Here is a 21,422-nt window from a genome sequence, read left to right on the forward strand (position 1 = left end):
CAAATCGACGGTATCGACCTCAACGGCCGACTGATCAGCGATACCGAATTCCCGGCTACACCAGCTAGTTACGCATCACTGCTGACATCGATGCGTGGGACGGGGAAACTGGGGCAGGTCGGCGTCAAGGAACCAGGGCCTTGGGACCGGACTGTCTCGCGATCTAGGCATCGAGTGCTCGAAGTGCCACATCCTGATCGACATATCCGCCGTCAACGCGGCAAGAGCGAACCCGGCAACGCTGAGGCTGCAGCGCGAACCGTGCTGGCAGACAAGGCAAGCGGCGCACCGAATCTCACCGACTGACCGATTCGCTGAAAGCTACGGTCGGCGGATCTGGCGGCAGCAGCTCTAGCCAGGCGCGCCTCTCATACCCTCAAAGCCGGCGGCGCCGGGATTGCCGTCGCTGCCGTTTCCGCCATTCGCCGTGCCGCCACTACCGGCCGCGCCAGCCGCACCGCCGGCGCCTCCTTCGCCGCCTGCGCCGCCTGCGCCGACCGCGCCGCCGCTGCCGGCCTGGCCCCACAGTGCGCCGCCGGATCCGCCCGCGCTGCCGCCGGTTCCGCCGGCACCTCCAGCCCCGCCGGCGCCACCGTTGCCGCCGTTGCCGGCGTTGCCGCCATCCCCACCGACGCTAATCGGGCCGGCACCTGGGTCCACTGTGCCGCCATCGCCGCCGTTGCCGCCCGCGTTGCCGCTGCCGCCGCTACCACCGGTGCCGCCCAGGCCGCCGGTGCCGCCGAGGCCACCGCTGCCGATCAACATTCCGCCGGCACCGCCGTTGCCACCGGCGCCACCGGCCCCGCCGTTGCCGCCGAGGCCCCCGGCGCCACCGTCGCCACCGGAACCACCGTCACCGAACTCGGAGCCGCTAGCGACTGCCCCGATGTTGCCGGCGCCGGCGGCGCCGCCACCACTGCCGTTGCCGCCGAGGCCCCCGGAACCGCCGACGCCGCCGCGACCGCCGTCCCCGACCAGCATCCCGCCTTGCCCGCCGCTACCACCGGCGCCGCCAGCTCCTCCCGTCCCGCCGGTGGCACCGCCGCCCCCGGTCCCGCCGGCGCCGCCGTCGCCGCTGAACGCCTGTCCGGAACCACCGTCAATGGGGCCGAGAAAAGCGACGCCGCCTACCCCGCCGTCGCCTGCCGAGCCCCCTAGCCCGCCTGCGTTGCCACCAATCCCGCCACTACCCCCGGCGCCGCCGCTGCCACCATTGCCGATGAACAATCCGCCGCTACCACCATTGCCGCCGGCGCCGCCGGCGCCAGCGGGACTTCCGGCCGCGGTACTTTCGCCGCCGTTGCCGCCGTTGCCCCCGTTGCCGCCGATAGCCTCGACATCGGCGGTGCCGGGGCCTGAGTTAGTTCCCGCAGTGGCGAAATCGGCACCGCGGCCACCGTTGCCACCCGCGCCACCACCAACACCGCCGTCACCGCCGTTTCCGCCCGCCCCCCCGATAGCGACGCCGTTTGCTGCCAACGCAGTGCCGCCAACACCACCATCGCCGCCGCTGGCACCGGTACCGCCAGCACCACCAGCACCACCCTGGCCGCCCCTGCCCGTACCGCCCTGGGACTCTGCTTGCCCACCCTTTCCGCCGTCGCCGCCATTCTCTCCGAAGTTGCCGGGACTGCCCGGGTCTCCTGCGCCCGCGCTTTGATCACCCATCCCGGTCACATCGGTGCCATTGTCGCCGCTGGCTGCCGTGGTGCCTATGGGTGTGGGATTGACACCGTCTGTCCCGGGCAGCCCGGTGCCGCCGCGCCCGCCACTTCCACCATCACCGACGAGGCCAGCGGCGCTACCCCCGGTGCCGCCGGTGCCGCCGGTGAGGCCGACGCCTCCGTTGCCACCAACCCCGCCGGATCCAACGAGCGTGCCGCCGCTCCCGCCGCTACCTCCAGCGCCGCCGGTGGTGTTGCCGAACCCGCCATCGCCGCCAGCGCCACCCGCGCCGAAAACCCCGCCGGCGCCGCCGGTGCCGCCGGCCCCTCCTGTGATCGAGCCGAACCCGCCGGCCCCGCCAGTTCCCCCGGTACCGATCAGGTTGGCCGCGCCGCCCGTCCCACCGACCCCGCCAGCCGTAGTGCCGGTCCCACCAAAGCCTCCGACGCCGCCGCCGGCGAACGACCCGCCGGCGCCACCTGAGCCGCCGGCTCCGCCGGCTCCGGCGATGGAGTTTCCTCCGATCCCGCCGGCCCCGCCACCGGCGAACAGTCCGCCGGCGCCGCCGGCCCCGCCTGCGCCGCCGGCTCCGCCCGTGGAGTCTCCACCGGCACCACCGACTCCGCCCGCGGCGAATAGCCCGCTAGACCCTCCGACCCCGCCTGCTCCGCCGACCCCGATTGCCGAGGCACCGCCTGCCCCGCCGGCCCCGCCGATGCCGAATAGCCCGCCGGCCCCGCCGTTGCCACCGTCTTGACCGGGCGCGCCCGACCCCCCGGCGCCGCCGTTACCCCACAGAATCCCGCCATCGCCGCCCCTAGCCCCGGTGCCTGGCGCCCCATTAACGCCGTTGCCGATCAACGCACGCCCCAACAGCGCTTGGGTGGGCGCATTGATCACACCCAGCACCTCGTGCTCCAGGGCCTGCAGCGGCGACGCGTTGGCCGCCTCGGCGCCGGCATACGCGGCCCCCGCACTGCTCAAGGCCTGCACAAACCGGGCATGAAAGCCCGCTGTCTGGGCGCTGAGCGCCTGATAATCGCGGGCAAAACCAGAAAACAGTGCCGCGATAGCCGCCGACACCTCATCCGCCCCGGCGGCCAACACCGCAGTGGTCGGCACCGCCGCCGCCGCATTCGCCGCACCCAGCGCCGAACCGATGCTCTGCACATCGGCGGCCGCCGCCACCAAGATCTCCGGTGTTGCACTGAGATACGACATCGCCGCTCCAATCAAGCCATCGACAAATATTCGCTGTACGCCAGAATTGGTGCCAGATATTATCGCGGCCCCGACCCGCAATTTAGCGATTCGGTCACATCCGGCGCTCAACCGTTGCCTCAAACAAATAGGCCCGCGAAACGCGTGTTTCACCGTTCTAGAATTCGGATCTCTGTTCGCAGAGAGGTTGGATGCGAGCCGCCGAGCTCGTGCGCGAGGACGCGTCACCCGGGCCGGGCGGTGCTCGTCTTCACCCGTCGGCGACCCCAGAAGGGAAGAAGCCGGCAGCCAGAGAGTCGAAGTGCAACCACTTGATGCAGGCGCAAGACCCGGACGAACTCCCCTGCGGGTTAGCACCCAATGAGCAACCTTACCCCCGTGCAATATTTTGGTGCAGAGTCGATTTCGTCGCCAGCCCGGCAAATCTGTACCGAAGAGCCCATCAGCGGCCAGGGCCGGAGGGGACTTTTCCTTGAGGAGATCCTGTCCTTCGCCGCCCCAGCACATGGCAACATCGCGGTTCGAACCCGGCGGCCACTTGGCCACTGGGTTCAGCGGTCGACCGCTGTTAGCGCGCGAGCAACCCGCGTGTCGACCGCGCGATTCAGGGCTTCCTTATGCTTACCCAAAGACTTCACCTGCGCCGCGGCATACGTCGCGGTAATTTCCACGCGAGCATGTCGGCGATCATTAACTTCCCATGTTTCACCCATCACCATTTCGCGGGCATTGTTGATGAGTCAACACGAAGTTTTGGGCAAATGCACTTAGCCGTTTACGCCGGCCGCCAACAAGACACCCGCCGACAGGCCACATGGTTGCCCTCGAACCAACCGCAGGCAATCGGTAGTTCAATGCGCTCGTGCGGATCGTTCACAAGACGCCGGGCTGAACCAGCCCCGGCGATGGCACCTGCGCTGCCTGTGTCACCCGAGGTTCTGCGGCTGCATGAATATTGGCAACTACCAGGACCAACGCTAAACTGAAACGCTTACCGGAAAGCTATTGATAGTGGAGCCGCCAGAATGTTAGATTGCCTTTCACTATGACCTGGCCGGGCTCGCGCTGGCTTCCAGAGCCGGAGGGTGGGTGTCGTGATCAAGCACGCCGACGGAACTCGCACGCCAGTCATCGACGCCAGCGTGCACATCTTCTTTCCGTCCAACAAAGACCTGCGTAGCTTCCTTCGCGAGCCCTTCAAGAGTCGCGGCTTCCCCGACTACGAGATGGATTGGTACGGCGCACCCGCTAGCGAATACGCCACGAACACCGAGGGGCCGAACCGCCGCTACCCGGGATCAGATCCGGAATTCGTTGGCCACGAGCTGTTTTCGAAGCGTGGGGTCGATGTGGCGATCCTGCACCCGATGGGCCGCGGCATCATGCCAGACCGGCATCTGGGCAGTGCGCTGCACGCCGCTCACAACGAGATGATGGTGTCGCGCTGGTTGGAGTCCGACACGTTGGGTGACCGTTTCCGTGGAACCATCCGGGTGAACCCCGACGACATCGCCGGCGCGCTGCGCGAAATCGACAAATGGCAGCAGCACCCGCGGGTGGTCCAGATCGGGGTTCCGCTGCAGTCCCGTGAGCTTTATGGCAAACCACAATTCTGGCCGTTGTGGGAGAAGGCCGCCGAGGCCAATCTGCCGGTTGCCGTGCACATCGAGACCGGAGAAGGTATCGCGCTGCCGCCGACGCCTTCGGGGCACACACAGACCTATGAGCAATACGTCAGCTTCATGGCGCTCAACTACCTGTACCACCTGATGAACATGATCGCCGAGGGAGTGTTCGAGCGCTTCGCGAACCTCAAGTTCGTGTGGGCCGATGGTGCGGCGGACTTCGTAACGCCATTCATCTGGCGCATGGACACGTTCGGCCGGCCGCACCTTGAGCAGACACCGTGGGCGCCACGGATACCCAGCGACTACCTGCCCGGCCACGTGTACTTCGTCCAGGGCAGCCTCGACGGGCCCGGCGACGCCGATTTTGCCGGTGAATGGTTCGCGTTCACCGGCAAAGAGAACATGGTGATGTTCGGGTCCAGCTATCCGCACTGGCAGTGCGCCGATATCACCAAGCTGCCCTCCGCTCTGTCTGCCGAGCAGCGCGACAGAGTCGCCTGGCGCAACGCGGCCGACCTCTATGGAATCGACATTTCGGTCGACCTCGCAACGAGCTAGTCGCACAATTGAAGTGAACGACCGAGACCGAGGAGGCCGAGATGACGGCTACTCACACACAGGACCGGGTTCCCGCCACTGAGCGCATCGCGGTACGGTGCGTCGACTCGGATGTCCACCCGGTGCCGAAGCGAGGCGAAATCACCCCGTACATCCCGGAGCCGTGGCGCAGCAAGTTCTTCCGCGACCACAGGGTCGGCGAGCTGATCTACTACGACGCTCCGGACTACGCACATAGCTACGCCATGCGGGTGGACACCTTCCCCCCCGATGGCGAGTTCCCGGGCAGCGATCCGGACATGGCGTTTCGCCAGTTGATCATGGCCGCGGGCTCCGACATCGCGATCCTCGAGCCCGGCGGCCGAACGCCGCGCCTACCCGGAGCACACCAGGCGTTCTCGTGTGCACTCAACGACTGGCAGGCCAATCATTGGCTCGACAGCCACAACAACTGGCACCAACGCTGGCGAGGCTCAATCTGCGTGGCCATCGAGGATCCCGAGGGCGCCGCCGCCGAGATCGAGCGGTGGGCCGGGCACCCCTACATGGCGCAGATTCTGCTCAAAGCCGAGCCGCGCCCCTCGTGGGGGCACCCGACCTACGACCCAGTCTGGGCGGCGGCCACCAAGCACGACATCACGGTGAGTTGCCACCTGTCGCGCAGCAACTACGAGATGCTGCCCATGCCGCCGGTCGGCTTTCCCAGCTACAACCACGACTTCATGGTGACCTACTCACTGCTCGCGGCCAATCAAGTGATGAGTTTGATCTTCGACGGCGTCTTCGACCGGTTCCCAACGCTGCGGATCGTGCTGGTCGAGCATGCGTTCACGTGGATCCTGCCACTGATGTGGCGCATGGACGCCATCTATGCGGCGCGCAAGTCACGAATGGACATCAGGCGCAAGCCGTCAGAGTACGTCAAGGAGCACATCAAGTTCACCACGCAGCCGCTGGACTACCCGGAAGACAAGATGGAGTTGACCCGCGCGTTGGAGTGGATGGAGTGCGACAAGATCTTGCTGTACTCCTCGGACTACCCGCACTGGACGTTCGATGACCCGCGCTGGTTGGTCAAGCATCTTCCCAAAGCGGCTCGCGACGCGGTGATGTTCCAAAACGGAATCGCCACCTATCACCTCCCGGACACCGTTCCGGTGCTCGAAGGTCAGACGCGGGTGTTCTGAATTGGCCGACGACACCCCACGACGCCAGCCGCGGCTCGCCCAGGGCCGCGAACACGTCGTCGCGACGGTGGACGAGATCCCGCCCGGCACCCACAAGCTGGTGCCGATCGGCCGGCACGGCGTGGGCGTCTACAACGTCAACGGCAACTTCTACGCTATCGCCAATTACTGCCCACACCAAGGCGGTCCGCTGTGCTCGGGGCGTGCACGCGGGCGCACCATCGTCGACGAGAATGCCGCTGGCGATGCCGTGATGGTGCGGGATCTGGAGTACATCTACTGCCCGTGGCATCAGTGGGGTTTCGAGCTCGCGACCGGCACCACCGCGGTGAAGCCGGAGTGGAGTATCCGCACCTACCCGGTGCGAGTGATCGGCAACGACGTGCTGGTGATGGCGTGATCTCTCAGGAATGCCGGGCTGGCGCGGTCGCGGTGAACGCCGGCAACGTCGTTTATGAAATCCTGGGCGAGAAAGGCGATCTCATCGCACTGACGCCGGGTGGCCGGTTCGGCAAGGACGTCCCCGGCCTACGCCCGCTGGCCGAGGCACTCACTGAGGGCGGCTATCGGGTGCTGCTGTGGGACCGGCCGAATTGCGGCGCCTCCGATGTGCAGTTCTACGGGCACAGCGAGTCACACATGCGCGCTGAGACTTTGCGCGGTTTGTTGAGCGCGCTTGGATTCGAGCAATGCATCCTTGCCGGAGGATCGGGCGGGGCAAGGGATTCCATGCTCACCGCGATGTTGTATCCGGAACTAGTCACCAAGCTCGTGGTATGGAACATCGTCGGTGGCGTGTACGGCATGTATCAGCTTGGCGCGTTCTATGTACTCCCTAGCATTCAGGCCGTGCGCTTCTCGGGAATTGAAGGGCTGCTGAAGGTTCCCGAATGGCGCGACCGCATTGCCGAAAACCCCAACAACCGGCAGCGGTTTCTCGCACTCGACGCGGCCGCTTTCCTCACGGTCATGATGCGCTGGCTGAACGCGTTCGTACCCAAGCCCGGCCAGACGATCCCGGGTGTCGACGACGAAATGTTCAACCGAATCAAGGTTCCTACACTGATAATTCGCGGCGGCGAGAACGATTGGGATCACCCCAAGCGAACATCTTTGGAGGTAAGTTGCCTGATCAAAGGGGCTGAACTCATCGATCCGCCATGGCCGGAGGACGCGTGGGAACGAGCGGCCGAAGACCGCGCGGCTGGAAAAGTGGCGCACTTCAACTTGTTCGATACCTGGGTGCAGGCGGCGCCCGCGATCCTCGACTTCTTGGACTCGTGATGTCTCCCGTTGCGCTACGTGGTACGGATGTGAACCTCGCAGTTCAGCGACGCCTCCAGCGCGGTATGGATCCGACTCTCCGGCACTCGCTCGAGATCGGCTTCACGCAGGGTCACGTAGACGATGTCGAACCCGTCATCGCACGGCTGGCGTTCAATCTCGCCCGCGAGCCCGAAGGCCGACAACACCCCGTGCGCGTCGTCGTCGGTCCCTCTGCTGACGAACGTCACCACCCCGGCCACCGGGTTCGTACCAAATGCTTTGGCACACAATTTAATGACGATTTCCTGCCCGTTCTCGACACGGTCGCTGGCGATGAGGACTTCCACTTCGCGGCGGCTGGCCGGCATAGCGGCGAGGTTGTTGTCGGCGACGTCCGCGCCATGCTCGTGGGCAAGTCCGAGGAGCGTTCTCATGCCTCGGGTTAGCTGTGCAGCGGTGAGCAGGCCCGACGGGTCGACGTTGACGCGCACCACGGCAGTTCGCATGGGCACCAGCCTATCCGCGGCGATGGGGAGATAGCCGATGGAAACCCGTGTCGCACCAGCAATCACCGTTGCCGCCTGGCCGGGCTGTCCCTCGCGGTTGTTGGGCGATCGGCCCGGCGCCAGTCCGGAGAACTACGCCACCTACCTGGAGCACGGCGGCTACCGTCCCCTGGCGACACCCGAAGCGCTGCTCGCAGCAGTCGAGCGTAGCGGCCTGCGGGGCCGCGGCGGTGCGGCCTTTCCGCTCGCAATCAAGGTGCGCGCCGTGCGCGACAATGGGCGCGCCGCCGGTGGCGCGATCATTGTCGCGAACGGGGAAGAAGGTGAACCGGCGTCAATCAAGGACCGTTGGTTGCTGCGGCAACGGCCGCATCTCGTTCTCGACGGGCTGCGCCTGGCCGCTCTCATGGTGGCGGCAGATCACGCCTATGTGTATGTCTCCGATCCAGCATCTGCCCAGAGCATCGCAGCCGCACTGGCCGAACGCCAGCCCCAGACGCTCGAGGATGTTCCCGTCGAGCTGTGGAGGGTCGATCCGGGATACATTGCCGGCGAAGAGACCGCCGCCACCCGCGCTATCAACGGCGGTCCCGTCAAGCCCATGGATAAGCCGCCCCGACCGTTCGAAGCCGGTGTCGGCGGCAAGCCCACCCTGGTGAGCAATGTCGAGACGCTGGCCAACCTGCCCTTCTTGCAGCACCACGGCTTCGCGGCCTTCCGCTCGCTGGGCACAGCGCTCTCGCCCGGCACCGTCCTGGTCACCGTGACCGGCGCCGGCCGGCCACCGGGCCTCTACGAAGTCCCGCACGGCTTGCCGGTCACTGAACTTCTGGCGCTCCATGGGGTTTCGACCGATGAGGTCCAGGGCGCGCTGCTCGGCGGCTACTTTGCCGGGTTGCTCAATCGCACAGTGTTGGATGCCGCGGTGGACCACGAGTCACTGCGCGACCTCGGCAGCGGCCTCGGGTGTGGCGCGATTGCGGTGATCACCGACGACTGTCCAGTGGCGGTTGCCGCATCCGTGCTGGCCTATTTCGACCGTGAGAACGCTGGGCAATGTGGCTCGTGTTTCAACGGAACCGCGGCGATGGCCGCGGTGGCGGGGGCGCTGCGCGACGGCGTCGCCAGCACTGAGGACCTCTACCGGTTACAGCGCTGGTCGGTATCGTTGCGTGGGCGCGGGGCCTGCGCCACGCTGGATGCGGCGACCAATGTGGCGGCGAGTCTGCTCGAGAAGTTTCCAGGCGACGTGGAGCGTCATCTCGCCGACGGCTGCCGCACATGTAGCGGCGGCCCGTTCCGCGTCGATCGCCCCTATGAGGTGGAGGCGGTGACACCGAGGTGACCAAACCGATGAGAATCCGACTCGACCGCACCGTCTGTGATGGCTTCGGCATCTGCGCTAAGAAAGCACCTGGACACTTTTCTCTTGACGATTGGGGATACGCGTCGATCATTGGTGACGGTGTTGTGGCCAGCGAGGACGGCGACGCGGTGATGCGAGCGCTGATGGACTGCCCGGTGCACGCCATCATGGAAATGGATGAACGCCGTCCCGACGACTTGCCGCCACCGCCAGACATCGAAGAGGATCCTGCCGCGCGTCTCAAGACCGAGTCGAACGAGGCCGAGTGGGGGTTTACGCGGTGAACAACGTTGTCTTCGACCCGTTTAGCGAGGAATTCTTCAACGGCGCGTGGGAGACCTACCGGCGGATGCGGGAGGAAGCGCCGGTGTACTACAACGCGGAGTACGATTTCTACGCGCTCACCCGCCACGAGGATGTGTCGGCGGCCCTCAAGGATTTCGACACGTATTCGTCGGCGTACGGTATCGATTTGTCGATGGTGCGGTCCGGGCAGCGTCCGCCGCAATCGATCATCTTCATGGACCCACCCGAGCATCGCAACATGCGCAGTTTGCTCAACAAGGTGTTTACGCCACGTGCCATTCAGTCTCAGCGGCAGCTGGTGATCGAGAAGGTCGAGAAGTACCTCAACGCAGCCGATCCGGTTCAGTTCGACGTGGTGCAGGATTTTTCCGGTCCGTTCCCGGTCGAGGTGATCACCACCATGCTGGGGGTCCCGCAGAAGCACGCGCAGCAGATTCGCCTCTGGATCGATGAGTCGCTGCATCGCGAGCCCGGACAGGTGGACATGGGCGAGCAAGGCATGCAAGCCACCGTCAACATTGCGATGTTGTATTACGATCTGGTCAAGCGGCGCCGCGAGGAGTTACATGACGATCTTCTCAGCCGGCTCATCACCGCCGAGCTCGAACGCGAGGACGGCACGAAGGCCACCCTCGACGACATCGAAATAGCAGGATTTGCAACACTATTAGGCGGTGCGGGCGCCGAGACCGTCACCAAGCTCGTGGGCAGTGCGCCGGTGATCTTCGCCCAGAATCCCGCGCAGTGGCACACGTTGCTCGACGACCGCGACAAGATCCCCGCGGCAGTCGAAGAGCTACTGCGCTACGAGCCACCATCGCAATATCAGGTACGCCGCTCGATGAAAGACGTTCACCTGCATGGCGTCACGATCCCGGCGGGAAAGCCGGTGTTCCTGATCAACGGTGCCGCCAACCGTGACCCGCGGGTGTGGACCGATCCCGACGATTTCGATATCGACCGCGACCCGCATGAAGCCACCAATCTTGGCTTCGGCTATGGGGTTCACAGCTGCTTGGGCGCGGCGTTAGCCCGTTTGGAAAGCGCTGTCGCACTCGAGAAGCTGATCGAATTCATGCCGAACTACGAGGTGGACTGGGCCGGCTGCACGCGTGTCCACATGCAAAACGTCACAGGCTGGCGGAACGTACCGGTGCGGGTGCTGCGATGAGAGTCCACGTCGATTTCGGCCTTTGCGAGAGCAACGGAGTGTGCATGGGCATCATCGGAGAGGTATTCCACCTGGACGACGACGACATGTTGACGGTGCTGCAGCCGGATGTCACGCCGGAAAACGAGTCACGCGTGCAAGAGGCGGTGCGGCAATGCCCGCGACAGGCGATCTCGATCCGCGAGTAGCGCAACCACGCCGTAAGCCGACCGGACAAGCCCAACGCGATCGGCGGCCCACCACCTAGTTCACCAGCTCCACCACGGTGGCGTTCGCGGTTCCGCCGCCTTCGCACATAGTCTGCAACCCATAGCGAATCCCGTTGTCGCGCATATGATGTACCATCCGAGTTAGCAGCACGGCCCCGGAGGCCCCCAACGGATGGCCGAGCGCTATGGCTCCGCCCAACGGGTTCAGGCGCTGCGCCTCGGCTCCAGTTTCTGCCAACCACGCCAGCGGAACCGGCGCGAAGGCTTCGTTTACCTCGAAGACGCCGATCTCCGCGAGGGTAACCCCGGCCTTGCCCAGTACTTTCTCGGTCGCCGGGATCGGCCCGGTCAGCATGAGAACGGGATCCGCGCCGGTGACCGCGCCCGCGCGGTAGCGCACCATGGGCGTGAGCCCCAACTCCACAGCCATCTCCGAGGTGGTCACCAACAGCGCGGCGGCTCCGTCGGAGATCTGCGAGGAGTTGCCTGCGTGGATGACACCGCCTTCGGTGAACGCGGGCTTGAGCGCGGCCAGCTTCTCGACACTGGTTTCCCGCCGCACCCCCTCATCCGCGAGCACGACCTCACCATCGACTCCCTTGTCTGGAAACACCGGAACGATCTGGTCGGCAAACGCTCCCCCATCCTGAGCAGCCGCCGCCCGCTCGTGCGACAAGGCCGCGTATTCGTCGAGCCGGCCGCGGGACAACCGCCACTTCGCGGCGATCATCTCTGCCGACAATCCCTGGTTGAAGGAAAAATCTTCATACCGGGCAAGGACTTTCGGGCCGTACGGCATGCCGGTAGCCCTGGCCGCGCCAAGCGGTACCCGACTCATCACCTCGACGCCGCCGGCCACCACGACGTCCTGCTGGCCCGACATCACCGCGTGGGCCGCGAAGTCGAGGGCTTGCTGGCTGGATCCGCAAGCCCGGTTGACCGTAGTCCCTGGAATACGCTCCGGCCAGCCTGCGGCCAGGACCGCGAAGCGGCCGATGTTGCTGGACTGATCGCCGACCTGGGACACGCACCCCCAGATGACGTCGTCGATGATCTCGGGGCTAATACCGCAGCGGTCCAACAGTTCATTGAGGACGACCGCGGACAGGTCGGCGGCGTGCATTTCGGACAAACGGCCGTTGCGTTTGCCGACCGGGGTACGTACGGCGTCCACAATCACTGCTTCTCTCATAAGGTCTGCTCCGCTCGACATATCTTGTCCACCGCCTAGTAAACGACGGGCGTGGCCCCGACCTGCGCGTGGGCGTCGTTCGCGGACGCGGCGACGCGGGTCGCGGGGTACCGAATGTTCCTTGGCGACCGCCAGAAGTTCTGGACTAGATCGAGGAAACGCCCAGGTTGCGCGGCGATTGACGTAACATTCAATATTCCTAGCTGCTAGGTTGCTCGAATTGCCCGACGATTGCCAGTGGGGGGTGGGGCGCCACCTGATGTGTGCGTTGAGTGGGTGGGCGTCCGGCATTGCTCGGCGGGTGGTCACCCCGAGCGCCGCAGGCACCAGCCTTTCTCGGCAATCCCAACTAGGAGGACAGTTGTGACGAACTTTTCCGTGTTGCCACCGGAGATCAATTCTTTGCGGATGTTCTCTGGCGCCGGTTCGGAGCCGATGTTTAGCGCGTCGGCGGCCTGGGATGGGTTGGCCGCCGAGCTGGGGTCGGCCGCAGAGTCGTTTGGTTCGGTGACCTCGGGGTTGGCCAATCAGGCGTGGCAGGGCCCAGCGGCCGCGGCGATGGCGGCGGCAGCAGCTCCGTACGCGGGGTGGTTGGCCGCCGCCGCGACCCGGGCTGCGGGCGCGTCCGCGCAGGCCAAGGCCGTTGCGGGAGTCTTCGAGGCCGCACGTGCCGCGACCATCCATCCGTTGCTGGTGTCGGCCAACCGGAACGCGTTTGTGCAGCTGGTGATGTCGAATGTGCTTGGTCAGAACGCGCCGGCGATTGCGGCTACCGAGGCCGCCTACGAGGAGATGTGGGCTCAGGATGTGGCGGCCATGGCGGGCTACCACGGCGGGGTGTCCGAGGCGGCCGCACAGTTGTCACCATGGCAGCAGACAGTGCACGAACTGCCCGGCCTGCCCGGCGCGCCAACAGCGACCGCCGCGGAGGCAACTACCGGCGCTCCGGCCGCGGCCACATCTCCGGCTGCCGCGCCGGCAGCGGCCATCGGCAACATCGGAAACTTCCAGCTGGGCGGCGGAAACATCGGTGATTCGAATCTGGGCAGCGGAAACCAAGGCAACACCAACTTGGGCAGCGGGAATCAAGGCAACACCAACCTCGGCAGCGGAAATATCGGCAACACCAACGTCGGCAACGGAAACACCGGCAACACCAACTTTGGCAGCGGCAATACCGGCACCACCAACACGGGCTTCGGGAACATCGGCGATGGGAACGTCGGAAGCGGAAACATCGGCAGCGGCAACCTCGGCAACGGAAACAGCGGCAGCTCCAACTTCGGCAGCGGAAACACCAACAACCTGAATATCGGTTTTGGGAACAATGGCTTGAGCAACTTCGGGCTGGGCAACCTGGGCGACAACAACATCGGTTTTGGAAATCTCGGCAACAACAACATCGGGATCGGGCTCGTCGGCGACAACCAGGTAGGCATCAACTTCAGCGCGCTCAACTCGGGCATCGGGAACTTCGGATTCGGCAACTCCGGCAACAACAACATCGGCTTCTTCAACTCCGGTGACAACAACGTCGGATTCTTCAACTCGGGTGACGGCAACTTCGGCATATCGAACTCGGGGGCCATCAACACCGGCTTCGGGAACGCCGGAATGACGAACACGGGCTTCATCAACGGCGGCGACCAGAACTACGGTTTCGGGAACTCCGGGCTCCGCGACGTCGGCGGCGGCAACTCCGGTACCGGCAACGTGGGCTTCGGCAACGCCGGCGATGCCAACACGGGCCACTGGAACTCGGGCAGCTACAACACCGGATTCAAGAACGCTGGCGACACCAACACGGGATGGGCAAACTCCGGCAACACAAACACGGGGTTCCTCAACTCGATCGACTTGAGCACCGGCGCGGGCAATCTCGGTCCAGTGGGTCCGAACTCGGGCTTCGGGAACATCGGCACCGGCAACTCAGGCTTCTTCAACACGAGCTCGGGTACGGGATTCAACTCCGGCTTGGCCAACACGAGCAGCGTTTTGGGCAGCTCCGGCATCGACAATGCGGGGGCGGGCTTCCAGGCGGGTATCGGCAACACGGGCTCCGGCAACGCCGGCTATCTCAACACCGGCATGTTCAATGCGGGGATCTCGAACGCAAACACCCTCAACTCCGGCATTGGCCAGACGGGCAGCATGAATTCGGGCGCGTACAACAGAGGAACTGATCAGTCGGGCTTCTTTCGGCCGTAACGGATCGACCTTCAGTAGCTTCTCGGCAGCTTGAGCGTGTGCGAGCCGAGAAAGTTCAGGATCATCTCCTGACTGATCGGCGCGATCTTCATGAGCCGGGCCTCGCGAAAGTAGCGCGCAACGTGGTACTCCTCGGCGTAGCCCATGCCGCCGTGGGTTTGCAGAGCCCGATCCGCGGCGGTAAAGCCGGCATCGGCGCACAGGTACTTGGCACTGTTGGCCTCGCGCCCACAGGGTTTGCCGTTGTCATAGAGCCAGGTCGCCTTCCGCAACATCAGCTCGGCAGCGTCTAGCCGAGCCAGTGAGTCGGCGAGCGGGAACTGGATCCCCTGGTTCATGCCGATCGGCCGGCCAAAAACTTCGCGGTCGTTGGCGTAGCTCACGGCCTTGTCCAAGGCCACCCTGCCGATGCCGAGTGCCTCGGCCGCGATCAGCATACGCTCCGGGTTCAAACCGTCCAGGATGTACTGAAACCCCTTGCCTTCCTCACCGACTCGGTCCTCGACCGGAACAGTCAAGTTGTCGATGAACAGTTCGTTTGAGCTGACGGCATTGCGGCCCATCTTGGCAATGGGACGGATGTCAACCCGGCTGCGGTCGAGATCAGTGAGGAACAGGGTCATACCGTCGGTCTTCTTGGACACTTCGTCATGGCGTTGGGTACGCGTCAGCAGCAGGATCTTGTCGGACTCCATCGCTTTGGAGATCCAAACCTTCCTGCCGTTGACGACATAGCGGTCCCCGTCGCGTTTGGCGAATGTGGTGATGCGCGACGTGTCCAGCCCAGCACCGGGTTCGGTCACCCCGAAACAGACGTGCACATCGCCGGTCGCGACAGGGGGCAACGTGCGACGCTTGAGCTCCTCGGAGCCGTGCACGATCACCGGTTGCATCCCGAAGATCGACAAGTGGATCGAGCTGGCCGCGTTCATCCCGCCGCCGGATCTGGCGACCTCCTCGAGCAACAGTGTGGCCTCGGTGATGCCGAGACCATGCCCGCCGTACTCGGTGGGGATCGTCATCCCCAGCCAGCCGCCGTCGGCGATGGCGCGGTAGAACTCGTTCGGAAATTGGTGCGCCTGGTCCTTCTCCATCCAGTAGTGATCGTCAAATTTCCGCGCCAACTCGGCAACCGACCGCCGGATCAACTCCTGGTCATCGGTCAGTTCGAAATTCATCCCAGCCACGGGCCGCCTTTCACCGCGAGCAGACGGGGCGCTTCAGTCCTTGTTGCCGGCGAGCTCTTTGGCGCTGGCGGTAAACTCCGCGACCGACGAGCCCGACCTGCTGTCTTTATGGTGACTCAGCGCCCGAATGGACACATCGTGACCCGCCGCGGCCTTACGCAGCGCGCCAACATTGGCCTGCTCCCGCGGGATGTGGGTGAAAGGATCGAACGAATACCAGCGCATGGCGTTTTCGTGGGTCATCTTGTTGATCTCGTCGCCCGGCACGTCGTTCAACGACAGTACTTCCCACAGCTCTTCGGGTGCGCCCGGCCACAACGAGTCGCTGTGTGGGTAGTCGGCCTCCCAGGCGATGTTGTCGACGCCGATCATGTTGCGCAGCGACACACCCACCTTGTCACTGATGAAACACGTCAGGAAGTGGTCGCGGAACACCTCGCTGGGTAGCTTGCCTCCGAAATTCTGGTGGGTCCATGTCGAGTGCATCTCGAACGTCCGGTCCGCTCGTTCGAGGAAATAGGGGATCCAGCCGGTGCCGCCCTCGGACAGGGCGATCTTCAGCTCCGGATATTCCTTGATCGGTTTGGACCACAGCAGGTCCGCGGCGGCCTGCACAATGTTCATCGGCTGCAGGGTGATCAGTACGTCCATTGGCGCGTCCGGGGCGGTGATTGCCAGCTTGCCGGAGGATCCAATATGGATGTTCATCACGGTGTTGGTGTCGCACAACGCCTTCCACAGCGGATTCCAATACTCGTTGTGAAAACTGGGGTAACCCATCGCCGCTGGGTTCTCGCTGAAGGTCAATGCGTGCACGCCCTTCTTCGAGACGCGTCGCACCTCGGCGGCGCACGCCTCGGCGTCCCAGATCACCGGCAACGCCATGGGAATGAAACGAGCCGGATACGCACCGCACCATTCGTCGATATGCCAGTCGTTGTAGGCCTGCACCAGGGCCACGGAGAACTCGGGGTCGTCGGTGGCGAACAGGCGCCCGGCAAAGCCGGGAAAAGACGGAAAGCAAATCGAGGCCAGGATGCCCCCAGCATTCATGTCCTTGATTCGTTCGTCGACGTTGTAGCAACCGGGCCGGATCTCGTCCAAACCCTGCGGCTCCAACCCGTATTCCTCTTTGGGTCGCCCGGCCACGGCATTGAGCGCCACGTTCGGAATCACCATGTCGCGGAACTTCCACATATCCGAGCCGTCGGGGTTGTGCACCAGCCGCGGCGCGTCGTCGACGTACTTGGCCGCCAGATGGTTCTTGAACATGTTCGGCGGTTCGACGGTGTGGTCATCGACGCTGATCAGGATCATGTCGTCTTTGTTCATGGCCGTTCCTCTCCCCTGAACCCATTGAGCCCCTGAACCCATTGAGCGTCCGCCACACGGCAAGCGGGCATTGGCGAGTCGGCGCCCGGGCGAAAGATCTCATGTTGAAAACTATCTTCTCGCAACGCGAGAATCAACATCCAGGCACGCGGCCCGCAGGCTCCCCGGCTGAACCGCGGTGGACGAGGCAAGGGCGCGTCCGCCCGGAGCAGTCCTCCATGGCTTGTCGCGCCGTGCTCGAAGCCGAACCGAGACGGTATTCTCCGGTAGAGTCCAACCATGTTCTCGTCACACGGAAATCAATCGAGCCAGTGGTGACCAGCACGCGCGACGAGCCGGCCTGGAAGCAACGCGCGGTCGAGCGGTCCATCAAGACCGCGAAACTTCGTGCGGCGCAGCGCGTTCAGCGCTTCCTGGACGCAGCGCAGGCCATCATCATCGAGAAGGGCAGCACGGACTTCACCGTCCAGGAGGTCGTCGACCGGTCACGCCAATCACTTCGCAGTTTCTACCTGCAGTTCGACGGAAAGCACGAGCTCTTGCTGGCGCTGTTCGAAGACGCGTTGAGCCGGTCGGCCGACCAAATCCGTGCCGCCACGGAAAGCAGCACCGATCCGCTCGAGCGCCTGCGGGTTGCCGTTGAGCTGTTGTACGAGGCCTCGCGCGCGGACCCGACGGCAACCAGACTCCTGTACACCGATTTTGCGCCCCGGTTGCTGACCACCCATCCCGCTGAGGTCAAAGCCGCTCACGCGCCGCTGTTAGCGTTGCTCTCCGAGCTCATGGAAGCCGCGGCCGAGGCCGGCCAGTTGCGTCCCGGCATCAATCTCAGGCGGTTCGCGGCCATGACGATGCAGACGGTCATGTTCATCGGCCAATCCAGCGGCGGCACCGAGGATGAGACAGCCCACCCGATCACCGCCGAGGAGGTGTGGGATTTCTGTTCGCGAGGCCTTGCCAACGTCAACGCCTGAGCGTGACCTGATCACAGCCCAACGGCCGTCTCCTCATGCCCGGGCCGCCCCGCCGGGCGACCCTGGTGGCGGGGTGAAATAAGGTTCGCCCTGTGGACGGATTCGAGGGGCGCGGGGCGGTGATCACCGGCGGTGCGAGTGGTATCGGCCTGGCCAGCGCGGCCGAATTCGCCCGCCGCGGTGCCCAGGTGGTGCTCGCTGATATCGACAAGCCGGCGCTGGAACAATCCGTGGCACAGCTGCGTTCCGAGGGATTTGACGCACACGGGGTCGTCTGCGATGTCCGCCACGTGGACCAAGTCACCGATCTCGCAGCCGAAGCCGGCCGCCTCCTGGGCCGCGTCGACATCGTCTTCAGCAACGCCGGCATCGTCATCGCGGGTCCGATCGCTCAGATGACGCACGAAGACTGGCGGTTCGTCATCGATGTCGACCTGTGGGGTTCGATTCATACCGTCGAAGCGTTCCTGCCAGGGTTACTCGACCAGGGCGGCCACCTCGTGTTCACCGCGTCGTTCGCGGGCCTGGTACCCAACGCGGGTCTCGGCGCGTATGGCGTTGCCAAGTATGGCGTTGTCGCTCTGGCGGAGACGCTGGCCCGTGAGGTCAAGGACAGCGGTGTCGGGGTGTCCGTCATGTGCCCGATGGTGATCGAAACCAACCTGGTCACCAATTCTGGACGCATCCGCCATGCCGACGACGGGCAGCCGTCCACGCCCGACGCGCCGGGTGCGCTGGGGCCCCTGCCAGAGCAGGACGCGACCATGACCCTCGCGGACGTGGCCAGTTTGACCGCGGACGCGATTCTGGCCAACCGCTTGTACGTCCTTCCGCACCAGGCCGCACGTGCACCGATCGGCCGCAGGTTCGAGCGCATTGACCGCACGTTCGAGGCGCAGGCCGCCGAAGGGTGGCGCCACTAACGGCGCTCGCTGGAGTCATGCCCGGTCCGGGGTTCGATCGTGTCTAGGTGGCCTGGGAGCATAGTTGCGCTTTGGGCTGCCACCGGCGGTTCGAGTTTCGGGAACCGGAGGCGTACCGGTCCAGCCGTGACAACCCGAAGGCCGCAACGAGTCCCACCAGAATCAAGCTGCCCCAAACGATCTCATCGGCGTTGACGCGATGGGCCACGGTCATGAGCGACCCGACAACGACGTTTCCGATGAGAATTCCGGCGCCCACGATCGTGCTGTAGAAGCCATAGTGGGTGGCAACTAGCCGGTCACCGGACAGCGACACCACGGTTCGCATCTCGAACGGGAACAAGGCCGCGGATGCGATCGCAAGCAGGCTCGCGGCCAGCAGGAGCGCTGCGATCGCTGCCACAGTCCCGAACCGTAGACCATTCGGAACAATCGCAAGGGGCACGAACGACGCCGCGAGGATCGTCGCCCCGACGGCCAGGCTGCGCCCGACGCCCCAGCGGGCGGCGAACCAGGACGTGATTCGCAGTTGTCCGACGATCGCGACCAGTCCTGACAGTGCGAACATCGCCGCGATGAGGAGCGACTGATTGTGCGGCGCTAGCAGCGAGGCCTGCATGGGAAGCGCAAGATAGATCTGGAACGACAGCACATAGCACCCGATCATCGTTGCCGCGAACCACAGAAACGGCCGATTCTGCACGACGGTCCGCCAGTCCACAAGAATCGACGTTGGTTCGCTACTCGGGTCTGCTTGGTGTTGTGGTAGCGCGAGTAGCTGCACGATTGTCAGTGCGGCGAAGACCGCTGCGGCGCCCAGCACGGTCATCCGGAAATCAAGCGCCAGCAACGCCAGTCCCACCAGCGGGCCGAGCAAGATCCCCGACTGATAGAAGACGTTGAACATCGCGAACGCTTCGATCTTTCGGGCACCGGATTCGACCGCGAGGTAGGCGCGCACCGCGGGATTGAACAGGGCGCCGGCAAAACCCGTTGCAGCCGAGGCGATCAGCACGCTCGGAAGCGATTGCGCGAACACCAGCAACGCGAACCCGCCCGTGCGTACCAGACATCCCGCAACGATCAGCGGTTTGTAGCCGAACCGATCAGCCAGCGTGCCGCCCACGAAGAACATGCCCTGCTGCGAGAAGTTGCGCACGCCCATCACCAGACCCACCGCCCACGCGGCCAGCCCAAGCGGGCCGGCTAGATAATCGGCCAGGTACGGCATCAGCATGTAGAAACCGAGGTTGATCCCGAACTGATTGACCATCAGCACCCGGCTCGGACGGTTAAAGCTGCGGAACTGCGCGAGCAGGCCCATCATGCCGCCACCTGAGCGGGGTCGAAAACCGTGGTGCTGCGGGTCCACCGGGTGATGACGGCGTCGGAGGGCGCGGCAATCTCCTCAGGCTCAGCAGGGGGTGCGCCGCTGAGCAGGTTGTGGTCGTTGCAGTACCGGTCGTTGTAGACGGTGTCGAAGTAGCGCTGCGGGCCGTCTGGGAAGACGGCGGCGATAGTGGTGTCGGCCGGCAGGTTTCGCGCGGCCCATCCGGCGACCAGCCCGACCGCACCAACACTCCATCCCCCGCTGGCGTAGTGGTTTGCGGCCAGCGAACGGCACGCCCAGACGGCTTCGGCGGGAGCAACCCAGTGCACTTCGTTGAACGCGCCATAGTCGACGTTGCGGGGATAGATGCTGGACCCCAGCCCGCGCATCAACCTGCTCGACGCGGGTTGGCCGAAGATGGTCGACCCGATGGTGTCCACACCGATCAGCTGCATAGCCGGGTTGTACTCGCGCAGCACTCGGGCCACACCGGCGGAATGTCCGCCGGTGCCCACCGAGCACACCAGCACATCGACGCGCCCCAGCTGGGCAACCAGCTCCAGCGCCAGCGGCCGGTAGGCGTCCACGTTGTCGGGGTTGTTGTACTGGTTGGGATTCCACGCGCCGGGGTCAGCCGCCATCAGCTGAGCAACCCGGTCTTTGCGCGCTTGTTGCCACCCGCCGACCGGGTGTGGCTCGGTCACCATGTCGACCCGAGCGCCATAGGCGGTCAGCATGCGCGCAATGATGGGTTCCAGACCTGGGTCGGTGACCAACGTGACCGGATGCTGATACACGGTGCCAGCCAAGGCTAGCCCTAATCCGAGTGTGCCGCTGGTTGATTCGATAATGGCGCCGCCGGGTGCGAGGTCCCCACGAGCACGGGCGCGCTCGACCATGTGCATCGCCGGACGGTCCTTCATGCCGCCGGGGTTGAATCCTTCCAGCTTGGCCCAGAACCCACGATCGGCCGTGCCCATGAGGTTCGCGGGTGCCGACGCGTCGCGTATCCACAGCACCGGGGTGTTGCCGACCATGGCGCCCGGGTGGCGATTGCGGCCGGGCGCCCGACGCTGTTCGTCTGGCGCCGGCCGGTAACGGTCCCGCGTTGGTCGCTGCCTGACGGTGGTGAGGTGCGACCGGCTGGGAATGGCTCTCGGTGGGTTGGTCGAGGTTACGGCGGCCGAGTTTTC

At 64.9% G+C, this 21,422-nt stretch carries 18 protein-coding genes; 11 read left to right on the forward strand and 7 right to left on the reverse strand.

The features are described from left to right. Positions 1 to 351: 351 nt before the first annotated feature. Positions 352 to 2,886, reverse strand: coding sequence for a PE family protein (locus F6B93_RS19075; protein ID WP_211696483.1), 2,535 nt, complete (start codon positions 2,884 to 2,886; stop codon positions 352 to 354). A 1,094-nt stretch (positions 2,887 to 3,980) separates the two neighbouring features. On the opposite strand from F6B93_RS19075, the gene F6B93_RS19080 reads away from it, so the two are divergent. The 4 genes from F6B93_RS19080 to F6B93_RS19095 are packed head-to-tail and all read left to right on the forward strand — an operon-like array spanning position 3,981 to position 7,543. Then, complete coding sequence (locus F6B93_RS19080; RefSeq protein ID WP_211696484.1) at positions 3,981 to 5,072, forward strand: amidohydrolase family protein; 1,092 nt, start codon at positions 3,981 to 3,983, stop codon at positions 5,070 to 5,072. Positions 5,073 to 5,113: 41 nt separating this feature from the next. Next, positions 5,114 to 6,259 carry an amidohydrolase family protein gene (locus F6B93_RS19085; RefSeq protein ID WP_211696485.1) on the forward strand — a complete coding sequence of 382 codons (1,146 nt, stop codon included), beginning with the start codon at positions 5,114 to 5,116 and terminating at the stop codon, positions 6,257 to 6,259. Between the two features lies 1 nt (position 6,260). Beyond that, positions 6,261 to 6,659, forward strand: coding sequence for a Rieske (2Fe-2S) protein (locus F6B93_RS19090; protein ID WP_211696486.1), 399 nt, complete (start codon positions 6,261 to 6,263; stop codon positions 6,657 to 6,659). 32 nt (positions 6,660 to 6,691) lie between these two features. Next, the gene (locus F6B93_RS19095) at positions 6,692 to 7,543 is read left to right on the forward strand and encodes an alpha/beta fold hydrolase (protein ID WP_425518569.1); all 852 of its coding nucleotides are present in this window, start codon (positions 6,692 to 6,694) and stop codon (positions 7,541 to 7,543) included. A 14-nt stretch (positions 7,544 to 7,557) separates the two neighbouring features. Here the strand turns inward: F6B93_RS19095 and F6B93_RS19100 are convergent, their stop codons facing one another. Then, positions 7,558 to 8,031, reverse strand: coding sequence for a hypothetical protein (locus F6B93_RS19100; RefSeq protein ID WP_211696487.1), 474 nt, complete (start codon positions 8,029 to 8,031; stop codon positions 7,558 to 7,560). A gap of 37 nt (positions 8,032 to 8,068) precedes the next feature. Here F6B93_RS19100 and F6B93_RS19105 point away from each other — a divergent pair, with 37 nt between their 5' ends. The 4 genes from F6B93_RS19105 (at position 8,069) to F6B93_RS19120 (ending at position 11,062) form a co-directional block, all read left to right on the forward strand. Continuing rightward, entirely contained in the window at positions 8,069 to 9,376 is a 1,308-nt protein-coding gene (locus F6B93_RS19105) for an NADH-ubiquinone oxidoreductase-F iron-sulfur binding region domain-containing protein (RefSeq protein ID WP_211696488.1), read from the forward strand. Positions 9,377 to 9,384: 8 nt separating this feature from the next. Beyond that, positions 9,385 to 9,681: a ferredoxin gene (locus F6B93_RS19110; protein ID WP_211696489.1), complete on the forward strand. Its 297-nt coding sequence runs from the start codon at positions 9,385 to 9,387 to the stop codon at positions 9,679 to 9,681. A 65-nt stretch (positions 9,682 to 9,746) separates the two neighbouring features. Further along, positions 9,747 to 10,874 carry a cytochrome P450 gene (locus F6B93_RS19115; protein ID WP_211696490.1) on the forward strand — a complete coding sequence of 376 codons (1,128 nt, stop codon included), beginning with the start codon at positions 9,747 to 9,749 and terminating at the stop codon, positions 10,872 to 10,874. After that, the gene (locus tag F6B93_RS19120; protein ID WP_211696491.1) at positions 10,871 to 11,062 is read left to right on the forward strand and encodes a ferredoxin; all 192 of its coding nucleotides are present in this window, start codon (positions 10,871 to 10,873) and stop codon (positions 11,060 to 11,062) included. The genes F6B93_RS19115 and F6B93_RS19120 overlap by 4 nt, the downstream gene beginning before the upstream one ends. A gap of 55 nt (positions 11,063 to 11,117) precedes the next feature. Here F6B93_RS19120 and F6B93_RS19125 read toward each other — a convergent pair whose 3' ends face one another. Further along, positions 11,118 to 12,275: a thiolase family protein gene (locus F6B93_RS19125; RefSeq protein ID WP_211696492.1), complete on the reverse strand. Its 1,158-nt coding sequence runs from the start codon at positions 12,273 to 12,275 to the stop codon at positions 11,118 to 11,120. A gap of 408 nt (positions 12,276 to 12,683) precedes the next feature. Between F6B93_RS19125 and F6B93_RS19130 the strand changes: the two genes are divergently transcribed. Continuing rightward, positions 12,684 to 14,483, forward strand: coding sequence for a PPE family protein (locus tag F6B93_RS19130; RefSeq protein WP_246541163.1), 1,800 nt, complete (start codon positions 12,684 to 12,686; stop codon positions 14,481 to 14,483). A gap of 11 nt (positions 14,484 to 14,494) precedes the next feature. On the opposite strand, the gene F6B93_RS19135 is transcribed toward F6B93_RS19130, so the two are convergent. Together F6B93_RS19135 and F6B93_RS19140 are read right to left on the reverse strand one after the other, a co-directional pair. Beyond that, positions 14,495 to 15,661: an acyl-CoA dehydrogenase family protein gene (locus F6B93_RS19135; protein WP_211696494.1), complete on the reverse strand. Its 1,167-nt coding sequence runs from the start codon at positions 15,659 to 15,661 to the stop codon at positions 14,495 to 14,497. Between the two features lie 42 nt (positions 15,662 to 15,703). After that, a complete protein-coding gene (locus tag F6B93_RS19140; protein ID WP_211696495.1) occupies positions 15,704 to 17,002 on the reverse strand; it encodes an amidohydrolase family protein in 1,299 nt (432 codons plus the stop codon). A gap of 314 nt (positions 17,003 to 17,316) precedes the next feature. Between F6B93_RS19140 and F6B93_RS19145 the strand changes: the two genes are divergently transcribed. Further along, entirely contained in the window at positions 17,317 to 17,976 is a 660-nt protein-coding gene (locus tag F6B93_RS19145) for a TetR/AcrR family transcriptional regulator (RefSeq protein WP_211699608.1), read from the forward strand. A 92-nt stretch (positions 17,977 to 18,068) separates the two neighbouring features. Next, the gene (locus F6B93_RS19150; protein WP_211696496.1) at positions 18,069 to 18,899 is read left to right on the forward strand and encodes an SDR family NAD(P)-dependent oxidoreductase; all 831 of its coding nucleotides are present in this window, start codon (positions 18,069 to 18,071) and stop codon (positions 18,897 to 18,899) included. Between the two features lie 43 nt (positions 18,900 to 18,942). Here F6B93_RS19150 and F6B93_RS19155 read toward each other — a convergent pair whose 3' ends face one another. Then, a complete protein-coding gene (locus F6B93_RS19155) occupies positions 18,943 to 20,223 on the reverse strand; it encodes an MDR family MFS transporter (protein ID WP_211699609.1) in 1,281 nt (426 codons plus the stop codon). Then, positions 20,223 to 21,380: a PLP-dependent cysteine synthase family protein gene (locus F6B93_RS19160; RefSeq protein ID WP_246541164.1), complete on the reverse strand. Its 1,158-nt coding sequence runs from the start codon at positions 21,378 to 21,380 to the stop codon at positions 20,223 to 20,225. The genes F6B93_RS19155 and F6B93_RS19160 overlap by 1 nt, the downstream gene beginning before the upstream one ends. Positions 21,381 to 21,422: the final 42 nt, after the last annotated feature.

Source organism: Mycobacterium spongiae, from assembly GCF_018278905.1.
Taxonomy (GTDB): domain Bacteria; phylum Actinomycetota; class Actinomycetes; order Mycobacteriales; family Mycobacteriaceae; genus Mycobacterium; species Mycobacterium spongiae.